This window comes from Vagococcus carniphilus (genome assembly GCF_014397115.1).
Lineage (GTDB): Bacteria > Bacillota > Bacilli > Lactobacillales > Vagococcaceae > Vagococcus > Vagococcus carniphilus.
Genome location: NZ_CP060720.1, coordinates 2,005,152 through 2,021,056 on the forward strand (window position 1 = coordinate 2,005,152; position 15,905 = coordinate 2,021,056).

Consider the following 15,905-nt stretch of genomic DNA (forward strand, 5'->3'; position numbering starts at 1 on the left):
TTAATCTTCCTCCGTTAATAATATTTTTAATTGGTTGACTATTTCATTCATTTCTGTTGTCGATACTTGTCGAATATCAAATTCTAATTTTCCATTATTGGCTTGATAATCCCGGGTATAAATCGCAACATTTCCTTGTTTTAATTCCTGAGTTATATCCATAGTTGTCTTATCAGGGTGTTGAATTTTCACTTGAGCTCGGTAAATATCTCTACCAGCAGGGTCCTGAACTATTTCAGCTGAAATACCGTCAATTTGGTTCAAAGAATCAATAAAAGGCATTAATCTTTCTTTCATTGCTTCGCCAGACTCTGAACCTTCTTCTAAAAAACTTTCAATTGCTGCCATTAAACCAAGAATATTATCCTTTCCAATTTTCATGGAACGTCCTAATCCTTTATTTTGCAATTGAATCCATCGAATATACTTTTTCTTTCCTATGACAAAACCAGATGAAGGACCTTCAATTGCCTTAGCACCACTGTAAATAACTAAATCTGCTCCTTGTTTTGTATAGGTAAATAAATCTTCTTCGGCTGCAGCATCAATAATCAAAGGTATCTGATGTTTTTTAGAAATTTGAACCATCTCTTCAATACTCAACATACTTTTTTGAACCGTGTGATGACTCTTTATGTAAAGAAGAGCAGCTGTATTATCTGTTATTTCCATTTCGATTTGTTTTTGACTACATTCATTAGCAAACCCAGCTTCTACTACTTTACCTCCACCTTGTTCGATCATCACCTCGACACCAGTTCCGTAATTAACATTATGGCCTTTAGGAATAATAACTTCTCGTTTACTAATTCGAGTTGTATAAGGATGATAAAGATGATAGTCATCACCCTCACCAATCAACGCAGCAATTGATAAAGCAATTCCTGCACTGGCTGAAGAAGTAATCGTTCCCGATTCTGTTTCTAATAACTTACCAAGATAATCACCAGACTTTTCTAGTAAATCACTCATCTCAAAGAAGGTTTCTCCTCCGGATTTTTGAGCTTCAAAAACAGATTTTCTAACTTTAGAAACACCTAAAATTGTCATCTTACCACTGGCATTGATAACTTTTTTTAGATTAAATTTTTTATAAATCGACATAAGAATCTCCTATCTCGTAAACATTCCCACTGACAACACACTTAGTAGGAGTAATACATTTTTGTATCAATAGCTCATTACCATTTGAATCCGTTAGTTTTTTTTCTTGTTCATTAAGAGTAAAAATAGTAATATCAGCATCCATGCCTACAGCTAACTCACCTTTTGAAGATAAGTGAAAAGTATTCGCTGGATTTTTAGTTACCATTTCAATAGTTGCTTCTAAACTAAATCCCATTGCTAGCATTTTTTCTAACGTCGTCGTAAAATCGAAAACTGGGCCATTTTCACGGTTTCTATGATAAATATCTGTACTAATCGTATGACACAACAGACCTTCTTTAATGGCTTCTTTGGCAACATTAAAATTAAAACTATCCGTTCCATGCCCTACATCAAAAACAATGCCTCTTTGATAAGCTTCTCGAACAAATTCTTTAACATTACCTTCTTCGTTTAAAATACCATTTAACTTTCCGTTGTAACAATGAGTGACAATATCTCCTGATTCTAATAATGATAGAACATCCTCTAATTTAGGCGGAGCAGATCCTATATGAACCATTAAAGGCAATCTATCAAACTGACTTTGTAATGTTTTAGCCATTTCAAGTGGAATAACATTATTGTTACCAACAACTGTTTTACTCATTCTAGCCTTAATACCAATAATAAAATCTGACAACTCTTCAATACGTTCTTTGTTTTTTACTTCATTTATTTTACTCAAGTCAGCTAATTCATCTTGTTCAATAATTCCGTACTTTGAAATATTCATTAAAGCTAAAACATTGGTTTTTGCTTCCTTAGCTAGCAAGTAGAAATCTTTTATGTTATCTTCTCCAGTTGAACCAGCATCAATAACTGTTGTCACACCTTTTTTTACACCTATTTCATCAGGAAAATCATAATACAAATTCATTTTTTCATAACAATGAACATGAGAATCTATCCACCCATATGAAACATATTGATTGAGGGCATCAATTACGTTTAAAGCCTCACCATCAACTAAAGGGGCAACTTCTACAATTTTTTGATCTTTGATGCCTATTTCAATAGGTTCTCCTTTAACGCTCATTCCATTTATTATCTTTAAATCAAGCACAATTGGTTACCTCCTTATAAATCATGAAACGTAAATTTACTCCATGGTTTTATATAATCTAGTAAAACCAATTCATCTGGATTAATTTTTCCAACTAAGTTTTTACGTTCGTCAGCATGCTCTTCTAAAACAATTTGTAATTCATTTTGATATTTTCCAAATAATTCATTCCCAATAACAACATCACCTCTATAAAAGGTTTGTGTATGGTCATGTTTAGTATTTGTTTCTTTATATTTTTTTCTAACTTCCGTTGAGCGAATCATTCGAGAGGTAATATCCCCTCTTCTTACATGTTGGTTATCTAATACATTTCTTTTTTCTACTTCATTAATTGAATCAACCAATGAAATATTAAATGAAACTTGATAACGATTCACTTGAGAAAGTGCAACAAGTTCTTCATCTGTTGCATAAGCATTTCCAATAATCACATCATCTATAAGCCCTGTTGCAAAGAGATGCTTAGCTTGAACATCTACCGGAAGATAACGATGCATTTCTAAAGTTGGTAAGCCATCATTAATATCCCAAGGGCCATAATCTGCAGACTGAGAAGTTATAAACGCAGCTGTCCGAATTCCCTCTTTCTTAAAACGGTTAGAGCAACTATTAAAGAATTCAAGAGGTAACGCACTCCCATCTTGAGGATAAAAATTATGACAGCCGTAGATGAATGGTTTGTTTGCCTCATAAGTTAAAATATTATTCAAATAGGCTACATCATTACTCATATTTAATTCGATAATTAACCCAAACGGATTATAAGATAGAAGAGCTTCTTTATTTCCATCAAACCCTAAATCTAAACGTAACCCATCAGCACCTAACTCATGAAAGAAACTCAAATCATCATAAGAAATGTCTAGCTGATCAAAAATAGCTGGTGCGATATCTAAAATCACTTCAAAATGTCGTTTTTTAGCTTCAGTAATAATACGATGAAACTTTTTAAAAACTACTTCTTTTCCTTCAGAAACTTCAAGCATCGACATAAATATTCTTTCAAAACCCAATTTTTCACACTTCTCTAAATAATTAACATCTTCTTGAAAGTCACTATGGTCTGGGTAAATGGAAACACCTAAACGTCTAAACATGTTCTTGCCCTCTTTCTAATTGTTCAAATTTTTGACGGTATTTAAAAGAAATAATGGATGAAAAAAAGATTGTTACAATAACAGGAAGCAATAAAACTTTTGTTAAAATGGCACCTATCAAGCTTACTCCGATAGCTAAGATACTAATCATAATAATTTTTAACAAGGAATAAGCCATTATCCATTTAGGAACTTTCTTTTTTTCTAAAAATAAATGAGTTATAAAAAATGTACCAAAAGCTATCAAAGCAACTAAATATGTCATTATTTAAAAGGTAAGTAATGGATACTTACCTCCTTCACCTCCTAAATTTTATTGATTCATCTCTCTTTCAAGTTGTTGTTTTTCAAACACTTTAAAGAATGGATAGTAAATAGCTAAGGTAATAAAGAAATTAACAATAACTAATGCCCCTGCCATTAAACTCCAGTCAGTACTCATCCATGCAGCGATTGGTGAAATCATTGAAAATGGTAGACGAAGCGCCATCATTGGAACAACATCTGTAATGGTTAGAAAATACGAGAGAGTTGTTGTGACTAAAGGTGCTAGAATAAATGGGATACCTAAAATTGGGTTCATAACAATTGGAGCCCCAAAAATAATTGGTTCATTAATATTAAAAAGTCCTGGTAAAAAGGATAACTTACCTAAACTTTTCAGGTAAGCTGATTTTGACGTTAGGAATAGAACAACTAAAGCTAAGGTTCCACCAGCTCCACCAATCCAAACAAACCATTGTAAAAATTGTTCTGTAAAGATATTTGGTAAATTACTAGCAGCTACTCCATTAGCAAATGCATCAGCATTTTCAGCAATTGAAATATCCCAGAACGGACGAATAACTGGTCCCATAATTGCTGGCCCATGAATTCCTAAAACCCAGAAGAATGTAATCAGAAACACTGTTAGTAAACCACCAAACAAACTATTTCCTGCTAAAACATCTTTCATTGGCATTAATAAATTACTTAAAAAATTATTAATATCAAAATGAAGTAAATATTTAACTCCCCAGAAAAATAGAATAATCACAGCAGCTGGAAAAAGTGCGATGAATGAATTTGCTACTTCAGGAGGAACACCTTCAGGCATTTTAACGGTGAAATCTTTTTCCTTCATAAAGCGGTAAATCTCAACTGAAATAATGGCTGTTACAATTGAACCAAATAAAGATGAAGAGCTTAATTGAGCAATATTCAACCAACGCCCTGCTGTGATAACGCCATCAACATCGTCCATTACTCTAACAGGACTAACGGACGTGATAATAAAGGCCATAGTTGCCAACATCCCACTCGTCAATGCGTCTAATTTATAACTCTGAGCTAAAGAATAGGCTATACCAAACGTTGCATATAGCGCCAAAATTCCTACAGTAAATCTAAATGGAATATCTAAGACTGGTAAAAACGGTGCCATCTTTTCAGCAACTGAATCAATCGGAATGTTTAATAGAATCGTAAAAAACGAACCCACAATTGTTAATGGTAATGTAGCAATAATCCCTTTTCGAATTGCAACCATATGCCTTTGTGAACCAATTTTACCGGCTACAGGTGAAACTTTTTCTTCTAAAAAATTAACTAAATTATTCATTTATAAATCCCCTTTCATAAAAGATTATAACGTTATAACTTTTATAAGTAAAGAAGAATTTGTTAATTTCTTCTTAAACTTCGTAATCGATTACATATGCTTGTTTTACCGTATCGTAGTAAGCAATTGTGTATTCAACTAAAAAATTGTTTTTATCATAGGATTTTCTGATTCTCTTTAAAGCAAAGTCTTTAGTGAGTTTTAACATTTGTTTAATTTCCTCTGAAACGACTTCAGCAGAAAACTCATCATCAATATACGAAATTTGCGTTCCTACAGATGCCATAAACGTATACAACGAAAAATTCTTTTGCTCAACAATCGTTAGATCTGTATGTTTTGGAACTGAAATGTAATGTCTAAACAAAATAGCCGGTTCATGACTAATATTAAACATTCTAGATATTTCAACTATTCGGTCATGTTTAAAATTTTCTTCCGAGTAAAGATCCGTTTCAACTGCAGCTAGAACTTTTTTTTCAACTTGTTTACCACTTTTTTCTAAAATAGTTGTGAATGAACTAGCTTTAGATAAGATATTAAATGGTCTATTACTAATGACCTCTGTTCCTTTTCCACTTTGTTTAACTAAATATCCTTCATTACAAAGTATTTGAATTGCTTTTCTAACAGTTATCTTACTCACATTGTACATTTCTTCTAATTCATTTTCAGTCGGTATATAAGAGTTTATCGGGTATTTTCCTTCTATAACATCTTTTTTGATTGAATCCGAAACTTCTTGGTATAAAATCTTTTTATTTTTCATACAAGTAATTCACCCCTTCGTTAACCACTTTTCAAACTATTTAGTTTAGTTTATCATGGTTAATTCTTTTTTGCATTATTTACTTAAAAATAACACATTATTGTTTTTTTATTTTACCATAAAATTAGCTACTTTACTTATGTTTCAATAAAAAAAGACTAAGAATTAACTTCTTAGTCTTTTTAATCATTTATTTAATAGATGCTTTATAAATAGAATTTATACTTTCTTTCAAAGCAAAATCAAATTCCATGTCCGTTTCTTGATAAGCTAAACCTTCTTCAAGCGCTCTTGAGAAACTAGCAATCATTCCTTTATTCTCGCTTAATTTTTTGTCTGCTTCTGCTTTATTGAAGCCACCTGAAAGTGCTGCTAATCGAACAACATTTGGATGGTCGATCAATTCTTCGTAAAAATTAGGTATTTTAGGCAAGCTTAATTTCAAAATAACTTTAACGTTAGAATCTAAATTATTTAAACTAGTTAACAATTCTTCTTTCAAAATAATTTCTGCTTTACCTTTTTCAGGACTATTAATATCAATCTCAGGTTCAATAATAGGAATAAATCCTTGATTAAAAATAGTAGTAGCTAATTCAAATTGTTGCTCCACAACATCTTTAATACCAACTGGATTCGCACTTAGAATAAGAGAACGCATTTTAGTTCCGAAAACATTATATTTCTTAGCTTCTTCTAATAACTCATTTAAATTTTCAATTGGTTTCATCATTTGAGCGCCACTTTTAAGAACATCAAGCCCTTGATCAATTTTTAAAAATGGAATGATTCCTTTTTTATCCCATAAGTATTCACACGTATTGATTCCTTCAATCGTTCTTTTCATTGTGTCTTCAAACAAAATGGCCGCTAAGATGTAATCAGAAGAAAAATCTGGACTTGCTATAATTCGGTATCTCATATCATGAGCTAAATTAAACATCTCTTCATCCGTATGATAAGTGTCATCTGGTATGCCGTAATCTCTTAACACAGTTGGAGTACTTCCGCCACTTTGATCTAACGCAGCAATGAACCCTGGTTTATCTGACATGATTTTTAATCTTTTTTCATCTATCATATTTTTTCTCTCCCTCATATCTTGATAGTTTCATTATATTATAAAACATTCTTTATTTTAAGAAAACAACTTTTTCATGAAATTTTCTTAATTTTTAACTTATTTTTCTGTAATAAAAAGAGGGCATCTAAAATAGATATCCTCTTAAATACTTGGATCGTTATCCTACTAAAACATTTTCTTTCGGATAATTAAATTTATGACCTTGTGAACTTATTTCTTTTCTGATTAAAGCAAAAATAACAGTATAAAGTCCAACTCTTCCAATAAACATTAATGACATAATCAGTAATTTACCAAATACAGTTAGATTAGGTGTTAAGCCCATTGTTAATCCAACAGTGGCAAATGCTGAAACAACTTCAAATAAAACATATTCAATACCTGATTGATACGGTATAGCCTCTGTCATTGCTAAAACTAATGAACTGACAAAGCAAATTAAACTTGAAAAGAAGACAAACATAAATCCTTTTAAAACTGTTTTTAAAGGGATGGTTCGTCCAAATCCTTCAGCAGATTCTCTTCCCTTTAATAAACTAATTAGTTGAACAATTAAAACCCCGATAGTTGTTGTCTTAACACCACCAGCTGTTGAGCCTGAAGTTCCACCTATAAACATTAAAACAATTGTTAATAGAATTCCTGCATAGCTCATTGAACCATAGTCTAACGAAGCAAATCCTGCTGTTCTTGGTGTGACGCTTAAAAAGAAGCTATTAGATAATTTATTGCTCAAGTCAGTAGCTCCACCTGTGTCTGTAAAGAAGAAGATTATTGTTCCAAAAAAGACTAAAAAAGTTGAAACAGATAAAGCAATTTTTGTGTGCAATGATATCTTTCTATTCTTTTTAAAATGAATTAAGTCATACCAAACAATAAAACCAAATCCACCAGATAAAATCAAAAGTGCTATTACAACTAAAACGAAATTATTTCCTCTGTAACCAATCAAACTATCTCCAAACAAGTCAAAACCAGCATTACAAAAAGCTGAGACAGAATGAAAAATACTGAAGAATACTCCACGCTTAACACCATATTCAGGAATAAATTGAGTGCTCAATAATACCATACCAATAAACTGAATAATAAAAGAAAAACGGACAACGAATTTCAATAACTTAACAACTCCGCCATGGCTATCTAAATTCAACATATCTTTCATCAATAAGCGTGACTGAAAAGATAGTCTTTTTTTAAACATTAAAGCTAAAATCAAAGCAACAGACATAAAACCAAGACCACCTAATTCAATTAGAATTAGCATAACTGATTGCCCTAACGGATTAAATACTTCTGAAATATTTATCGGTGTTAACCCTGTCACACAAACTGCTGATGTAGCTACAAAAAGCGAATCAATATATGCCAGACTTTGTCCTGGTTGATGCATAATAGGTAGCCATAGTAAAAAAGAACCTATAAAAATTATGAACAAAAACATAAACGCAATGAATTGTACATTACTCATTTTAAAATTTTTTTTAATCATTTTTTTCCCTCAAATATTTTAGTATCTGATTCATTTTACCCTTCCTTAGAGATTAGTTCAACTATAATTAAAGAGAAGTATTTGTTCGTATAATGATACAAAAGTTTGATACATTCTCTTCATTATTGATGATCTGAACAAAAAAATAAAAATCACAAAAATATTTCAATTTTTGTGATTTTCATTTTAATTATTAAATTTCTTAGTTAGTTTCTTTTCTCAACTTAAAAGAAACTAATATGAAAACTCCTGAAATCATTAAAATTCCAATAATCAGTAACTCAGAATTATTAGTTTCGCTAGTTTGTGGTAAAGGTTTAACTGGTTTCGTTGTTACTGGCTTACTAGCAGTTGGTTTATTACCAACAGATGTTCCTGAAACTGGTTTTCCAGATTGTTTTACTGTAATAGTTGCTACTTTTTTTAAATCTCTACATTCATAGGTTACTTTGTATGTACCTGCTTTTTGAGTATTAACTTCACCAAAAATAAGTATTTCTTTTTCTACATCAGTCCAAGATAATTTAGTTCCATTGTTCATTAATACATACTCAAAATTATCTTTAGCATTCCATTTTGAACCTACAACCAGCGTGGTATCTTTAAGAATAAGAGATTTAGCTTTAACTTCTTCTACCGTAATTTTTGCTACATTAGTTAATCCTCTAAATTTGTATGTTATCTTATAAGTACCCGCCTTTTGCGTATTAACCTTACCATCAACAGTTATTTCTCTTTCAACATCTTTCCACAATAATTTACTTCCATCACTCATTAAAACATAATTAAAATTATCTTTAACATTCCATTTTGAATCTACAAATATCTTAGTATCTCTAACAACTAATTTTTTTGCTGTCACTTCATTTTGTTTTTTAACCGTAACAGTTGCTACTTTTTTAATGTCTCTGTAAGTATAAGTTACTTTATAGGTACCTGCTTTTTTCGTATCGACTGAACCTGTTACCTCTATCTCTTTTGAAACATCAGACCAGGATAATTTACTTCCATTACTCATCAAAACATATTCGAAATTATCTTTAGCATCCCACTTAGAGCCTACATCTATTTTTGAATCTTTTACTACTACATCTTTAGCTGTAACATTTGCTTCAACTATTATTGTTGCTACTTTTTTTATATCTCTATAATTATAAGTCACTTTATAGGTACCTGCTTTTTTCGTATCGACTGAACCTGTTACCTCTATCTCTTTTGAAACATCAGACCAGGATAACTTACTTCCATCACTCATTAAAACATATTCAAAATTATCTTTGGCATCCCACTTAGAGCCTACATCTATTTTTGAATCTTTTACTACTATATCTTTAGCTGTAACATTTGCTTCAACTATTATTGTTGCTACTTTTTTTATATCTCTATAATTATAAGTCACTTTATAGGTACCTGCTTTTTTCGTATCGACTGAACCTGTTACCTCTATCTCTTTTGAAACATCAGACCAGGATAACTTACTTCCATCACTCATTAAAACATATTCAAAATTATCTTTGGCATCCCACTTAGAGCCTACATCTATTTTTGAATCTTTTACTACTACATCTTTAGCTGTAACATTTGCTTCAACCGTCACTGTTGCTACTTTGGTAAAATCTCTAAAGTTATAGGTTACTTTGTAGGTGCCTGCTTTGGCTGTATCCACTGATCCTGTTACAATTACTTCTTTGGAAATATCAGACCACAATAGTTTACTTCCATCACTCATTAAAACATATTCAAAATTATCTTTGGCATCCCACTTAGAACCTACATCTATTTTTGAATCTTTTACTACTACATCTTTAGCTGTAACATCTGCTTCAACCGTCACTGTTGCCACTTTGGTAAAATCTCTAAAGTTATAGGTTACTTTGTAAGTGCCTGCTTTGGTTGTATCCACTGAGCCTGTTACGATTACTTCTTTGGAAATATCAGACCACAATAGTTTACTTCCATCAGACATAACTACTGAATCAAAATTAGATTCAGGGTTCCACGTTTGACCTGTTTTTAACACTGTATTTTTTAAATTTAAGGCAGTTGGTAAAACTTCTGATGATTGATCTCTATTTTTTTTGGTCTCAGCTTTTTTAATAGGTTTATTGTCATCAAATACCTCAACAGTTGCTGTTTTATTCATTTTATTAAGTTTATATGTTATTTTATATGTACCAATTTTAGTTGTATCGACTTTACCACTAACAACAATCGATTTATTTACATCATTCCAACTAAGTTTCTTTCCACTTTCATCTGTAGCAGCTTCAAAATTATTTTCAGGAACCCATTTACTATTTAAACTAATCTTACTATTCTTTACTTTCAATGTTGCTTTCGAATTTTGTCCTATTTCTTGTTTTGGTTTAGCCTGTGTTGTCTCAGCTAATGAAATAAGTGGGGTACTCAAAGAACATAATAACGTCGCAACAATAAACATTCTAATCTTTTTCATTCTATTCACCCTTTCAATTCTATTTTTATATACAATTATATAATAACATGTATTTTAATAAATAACTAACCAATCTGTGAAATAAGTTTATTAAATATTAAATTGGTATAGATTTATAAAGAAATAAAATCTAAAAAATTTTATATTTTTTTGCTTACTTAATCATAAATATATTAAGTTCTTAGAACAAAAGCCAGGAGATTTTATCTCCTGGCTTAACGTTATTTTCTACAGATAACTCCCCTTAATAATTTTCTTTTTTTAATTTAAAGGATATAGCTAAAAATGTTCCCATAATAAGTAAGATTCCTGCAATATATATAAACGGATTAGTTGATTCACCAGTTTGAGGAAGAGGTTTCACTGGTTTATTAACAGTTGGTTTGTTGATATTTGACTGAGTTTGTGTTGGTTTTCCTGAGTCTTTTACAGTTATTGTAGCTACTTTTGTTAAACCACGACAGTCATATGTTACTTTATAAACTCCTGCTTTATTTGTATCAACTTCTCCTGTCACTACAATTTCCTTTTCAACATCTGTCCATGATAATTTATTGTTATTATTCAATAAAATATGAACAAAGTTATCTGTAGCACTCCATTTAGAACCTAAAGAAATAGTGGAATCTTTTGTAACAATTTCTTTTGCTTTAACATCTTCAACAGTTACTTTTGCAACTTTTGAAAAGCTTCTATAGTCGTAAGTTACTTCATATACACCAACTTTATTTGTATTAACTTCTCCTGTCACAATCATCTCTTTTGATACATCTTCCCATGAATATTTTGTTCCATCAGACATAATAACTGAATCAAAGTTATTTTTTGCTTCCCATTTAGATCCAACAACTATTGTTGAATTATTAATAATCATATCTTTTGGTATTACATCCTCTGCAACTGTGATAGTCGCTACTTTTTCAAAACTTCTATAACTATATGTTACTTTATATGTGCCAACTTTTTTTGTGTTTACTTCTCCTGTTACTATAGTTTCTTTTGACACATCTTCCCATGACATTTTGCTGCATCATCCCATGAATAATTCGCTCCATTTGACATTACAACTGAAACAAAGTTATTCTTTGCGTCCCATTTATCACCTATCGATAAAGAACTATCTACTACATTTAACTCAGCGGGGATTACATCAGCTTCTGAATCCTTAGTCTCTTTACTTGCAACTACTTTTTCACTTTTCACATTTAAACTGGAAGTCTTTACCTCTTTTCCACCGTGAGTAGCTTGTTTGTTAGGTGATCCTGCAAATGAAATCACCGGTGAAATAACAAAAAATAGTAATGCGACAACAATGAACGTTTTAAACTTTTTCATCTTGATTCACCCTTTCATTATTTGTTTTTCTACAGTTCAATCATAACATGTATTTAAAAAGCACTGTTGTTTTTTACAAACATTTTACAAATAATAGTGAAATTGGTATAGATGAACTTGATATATTCTAAGTTAAATAGAACCTAAACAAGAGATTCCTTTGCTAATAATAAGCATCCTGTAATTCCTGCATTATCTCCTAAGGCGCACGGAACAATGTATTCTTCTAATTCAGGTGTTGACACATAACCATTCATTAGTTTTGTAAACTCTTTATAAATAAGAGGGAACAGTTGAGTTTGCTTCATAACTCCTCCTCCAAAAATTATTTTTTCTGGAGACAACACTAAAGTGTAATTAACCAATGCCTGAGCTAAATAGTAAGCCTCAATTTCCCATGCCACATGATCTTTTGGTAATTCTTGAGCTTTTATCCCAAATCGATTTCCAATTGCTGGGCCTGCTGCAACCCCTTCTAAACAATCTTTATGGTAAGGACAAGTACCTTCATAAGAGTCTCTTTCATCTCTTTTCACTAAAATGTGACCTGCTTCAGGATGGCCAAATCCGTGAATTACTTTAGAGTCTACCACAATTCCTGCACCGATACCTGTTCCTACAGTAATATAAATACAACTGTTTTTTCCAACAGCTGCTCCTTTTTTTATTTCCCCATATGCCGCAGCATTTACGTCCGTTGTCCAAGCAAAAGGAATATCATAGCGTTCCTTCATTTTTTCTAAAAACGGGAAATTTTTCCATCCTGGTTTGGGTGTAGAAGTGATATAACCATATGTACTAGATAGTGGATTGACATCTATCGGTCCAAAAGAACCAATCCCAATAGCATCAACTTGATAAGTGTCAAAAAAATTAAACACAGCGGCCAACGTTTCTTCTGGAGTAGTAGTTGGTATACTGATTCGTTCTTTTATTTTTAACGCTTCATCACTAATGGCACAAACAAATTTTGTACCTCCTGCTTCAATTGCACCTAATATCATTTTATTCTCTCCTATTCGTTCTTTTTTCAGGCACAGTTTAGCATAAATATCCTATCTAAACTAGATTCATCTTTAAAATTGACACAAACTAGTTAAAAAAATAGACAAAAAAATAAGGCAAAACATAAAATATTTTACCTTATCTCTCTTTTTTAATTTATTCGTTAATTCCATATACATTAAAATAAAGTTTTTTCATATAATCAAGTAAATAAACTGGATTCAATGCTTCGCCTGTAGCATCCATAATCAATTGATTTGGCTTTCTTGAGCTACCATATTGATGAATATTTTTAGTTAACCATTCTCTAATTGGTGAATAATCATCAGATCCTAAAATTTCTTCCACATTAATTTCTTGATTCATCGCATGATGTAGTTGTGCTGCATACATGTAACCTAAAGCATATGAAGGGAAATAGCCAAAGCTTCCACCTGCCCAATGAACATCTTGTAAAATTCCTTCTAAATCATTTTCAGGTCTTATTCCAAGATACTCTTCATATTTATCATTCCAAATAGTAGGAAGATCTTCTAATTCAATTTCTTGATTAAAGATCATTTTTTCAATTTCATAACGGATAATAATATGTAACGGGTATGTTAAAGAATCAGCTTCAATACGAATTAAACTTGATTTAGTTTCTTTTAACCCATTGTAAAATGTTTGGTTATCGATTCCTTCAAACGTATCACCAGTTAAAGATTTCAATAATGGGAATTGTTTATTCCAGAAAGCTTGACTTCCACCCACAATAATTTCATTAAATAATGATTGAGATTCATGAATTCCCATAGATGTTCCACCTGCTAAAGGTGTATAGTCATATTTTACATCAACATTTTGTTCATACATACCATGCCCTGCTTCATGTATTGTTCCAAATGTTGCTACTGTAAAATCATTCTCAACCCAACGAGTTGTAATTCTTGCATCATGACGATTTAAATTAAGCATGAACGGATGAACCGTGTCATCTAATCTGCCTTTAGAAAAATCATATCCCAATTTTTTAATAACCGTCGTAACAAATTTTTTTTGAACACTCGTTGGAATAGCAGCATGAATGAAATCAGTTCTAGGTTCTTGACCTTTTTCTGCAATTTCTTTACGAATTGACATGATACCTTCTTTTACTTGATCAAATACTTTATCAAGTATTTCAGTTGTCATACCTGGTTCATATTGATTAAGTAAGACATCGTAGTTAGTTGCCTCATTCTTTTTCCACAACGGAATAAACTCTTTATTCATTTTAATAATTGATTCTAATGTTTCTTTAAATAACTGATAATCTTTTGCTTCTCTAGCCTTCACCCAAATACTATGAGCGTTTGATGTTAACTTCATATATTCTTGAAAACGATCCACTGGAATTTTATTATTTAAATCATACTCTTCTTTTGCTTTTTCATAAACTTGTTTGCCAAAATCAGATAATTCTTCTGGGTGATTCTCAAAATAAGTCATGAAGCCAGCCATTGTTTCGTTTGTTGATTTATCAAAAGCCATACCTGATAAATAACTAGACATTTCAGCTCGGTAATTAGCTCCCAATTCTGGCATTCCAGTTTGACTATCCCATTCAGATAAACCAACAGCCTCATTTAATAAAGCAATTTCTTTTAGATAAGCTAAAAACTCTTGTTCTTTTGTCATATTAGTTCACACTTTCTTCTCTTGGTTTTCTTGGAGGACGTTTACCCCAATATTGGAATAAGTCAGTACGTAGCGCTCCATTATATAATTTTCTTTTTTTAGTCGCTTTACTACCGTAGTGATTTTCAAAAGTTAAATCACTTGTTAAAATATATTTACTCCAAGTATCTAATGGCTTGTACACTTTACCCATAATCTTATAAAGTGCTTGAACCTTATCCTCTTCCCCTAAACGTTCACCGTAAGGAGGGTTAGCCACAATCACACCATATTCTTTATCCGTCGTAAAATCACTTAGGTTCATTTGTTTAAACGTAATGTCATCACCTAAGCCAATTTCTTCAGCATTTCTTTTAGCAATTTCAATCATTCTAGGATCAATATCCGTCCCTAAAATATCCAGTTCAGTTTCGTAATCAACTTGTTCTTCAGCCTCATTTCGAACTTTATCGACAATTGATTTATCCACCCAAGGCCACGCTTCAAACATAAAGTCTCGGTTAAATCCAGGAGCCATGTTTCTTCCAATTAGTGCCGCTTCGATACAAAATGTTCCAGAACCACAAACAGGATCATAGAATGGGCGGTCTTTTCTCCAAGTTGTCAATTCAATGATAGCAGCAGCCATATTTTCTTTTAATGGAGCCCCACCTTTTTCTAAACGATAGCCTCGTTTAAACAAACTTGGTCCTGTTGTATCAAGAGTAATAGTTACTTTGTCTTTAAGTAAAGCAACCTCTATCGGGAATTTTGCTCCTGACTCAGGTAAACGTCCATAACGTGAATAATACTCACTCAAACGATTTACAATTGCTTTTTTAGTAATTGCTTGGCAATCTGACACACTAAAAAGTGTTGATTTAATCGATTTACCAGATACTGGAAATTCAGCATCCATTGGAAGTAGATCTTCCCATTTAATAGCTTTAGTTTTTTCAAATAGCTCTTCAAATGTTTTAGCTTCAAATTCCGCTACAACAATTTTTACTCTATCTGCTGTTCTTAGCCAAAGATTTGTTTTGGCGATTGTTTCAATATCCCCGTGAAAAATAGCCTTACCATTTTCAACATCACAATCAATTCCTAGATTTCTTAATTCTTTTCCGACTAAGGCTTCTATTCCACTAGCTGCTGTAGCAACTAATTTAAATTCCTTCATATTATATCGTCCTTTATATTGTATTTATCTATAAA

General features: G+C 31.6%; 14 protein-coding genes. All 14 read right to left on the reverse strand.

The genetic code is table 11. The features are described from left to right. Window positions 1–1,104 carry a DgaE family pyridoxal phosphate-dependent ammonia lyase gene (locus H9L18_RS09905; protein WP_126795261.1) on the reverse strand — a complete coding sequence of 368 codons (1,104 nt, stop codon included), beginning with the start codon at window positions 1,102–1,104 and terminating at the stop codon, window positions 1–3. Continuing rightward, window positions 1,091–2,212: an amidohydrolase/deacetylase family metallohydrolase gene (locus H9L18_RS09910; protein WP_126795259.1), complete on the reverse strand. Its 1,122-nt coding sequence runs from the start codon at window positions 2,210–2,212 to the stop codon at window positions 1,091–1,093. Before H9L18_RS09910 ends, H9L18_RS09905 begins: the two co-directional genes overlap by 14 nt. 14 nt (window positions 2,213–2,226) lie before the next feature. Next, window positions 2,227–3,312, reverse strand: a complete 1,086-nt coding sequence (locus tag H9L18_RS09915; RefSeq protein WP_126795257.1) for a DUF871 domain-containing protein — start codon at window positions 3,310–3,312, stop codon at window positions 2,227–2,229. Then, complete coding sequence (locus H9L18_RS09920; protein WP_185847509.1) at window positions 3,305–3,478, reverse strand: hypothetical protein; 174 nt, start codon at window positions 3,476–3,478, stop codon at window positions 3,305–3,307. The genes H9L18_RS09915 and H9L18_RS09920 overlap by 8 nt, the downstream gene beginning before the upstream one ends. Before the next feature lie 147 nt (window positions 3,479–3,625). Further along, the gene (locus tag H9L18_RS09925; RefSeq protein ID WP_126795255.1) at window positions 3,626–4,912 is read right to left on the reverse strand and encodes a PTS sugar transporter subunit IIC; all 1,287 of its coding nucleotides are present in this window, start codon (window positions 4,910–4,912) and stop codon (window positions 3,626–3,628) included. 73 nt (window positions 4,913–4,985) lie between these two features. Further along, window positions 4,986–5,681 (reverse strand): GntR family transcriptional regulator, encoded by a 696-nt coding sequence (locus H9L18_RS09930; RefSeq protein ID WP_126795253.1) that lies wholly within the window; start codon window positions 5,679–5,681, stop codon window positions 4,986–4,988. A 190-nt stretch (window positions 5,682–5,871) separates the two neighbouring features. Then, a complete protein-coding gene (locus tag H9L18_RS09935) occupies window positions 5,872–6,762 on the reverse strand; it encodes a fructose bisphosphate aldolase (RefSeq protein ID WP_260590292.1) in 891 nt (296 codons plus the stop codon). A 160-nt stretch (window positions 6,763–6,922) separates the two neighbouring features. Next, window positions 6,923–8,257: a TrkH family potassium uptake protein gene (locus H9L18_RS09940; protein ID WP_126795251.1), complete on the reverse strand. Its 1,335-nt coding sequence runs from the start codon at window positions 8,255–8,257 to the stop codon at window positions 6,923–6,925. A 202-nt stretch (window positions 8,258–8,459) separates the two neighbouring features. Then, the gene (locus H9L18_RS09945) at window positions 8,460–10,712 is read right to left on the reverse strand and encodes a bacterial Ig-like domain-containing protein (protein ID WP_126795249.1); all 2,253 of its coding nucleotides are present in this window, start codon (window positions 10,710–10,712) and stop codon (window positions 8,460–8,462) included. A 244-nt stretch (window positions 10,713–10,956) separates the two neighbouring features. Further along, window positions 10,957–11,733 (reverse strand): bacterial Ig-like domain-containing protein, encoded by a 777-nt coding sequence (locus tag H9L18_RS09950; protein WP_126795247.1) that lies wholly within the window; start codon window positions 11,731–11,733, stop codon window positions 10,957–10,959. Beyond that, window positions 11,700–12,047, reverse strand: coding sequence for a bacterial Ig-like domain-containing protein (locus H9L18_RS09955; protein ID WP_126795245.1), 348 nt, complete (start codon window positions 12,045–12,047; stop codon window positions 11,700–11,702). The genes H9L18_RS09950 and H9L18_RS09955 overlap by 34 nt, the downstream gene beginning before the upstream one ends. A gap of 143 nt (window positions 12,048–12,190) precedes the next feature. Beyond that, window positions 12,191–13,051 carry an ROK family protein gene (locus tag H9L18_RS09960; protein ID WP_126795243.1) on the reverse strand — a complete coding sequence of 287 codons (861 nt, stop codon included), beginning with the start codon at window positions 13,049–13,051 and terminating at the stop codon, window positions 12,191–12,193. 157 nt (window positions 13,052–13,208) lie between these two features. Continuing rightward, window positions 13,209–14,711, reverse strand: a complete 1,503-nt coding sequence (locus H9L18_RS09965) for a carboxypeptidase M32 (protein ID WP_126795241.1) — start codon at window positions 14,709–14,711, stop codon at window positions 13,209–13,211. A 1-nt stretch (window position 14,712) separates the two neighbouring features. Then, complete coding sequence (locus tag H9L18_RS09970; protein ID WP_126795239.1) at window positions 14,713–15,870, reverse strand: THUMP domain-containing class I SAM-dependent RNA methyltransferase; 1,158 nt, start codon at window positions 15,868–15,870, stop codon at window positions 14,713–14,715. Between the last annotated feature and the right edge of the window lie 35 nt (window positions 15,871–15,905).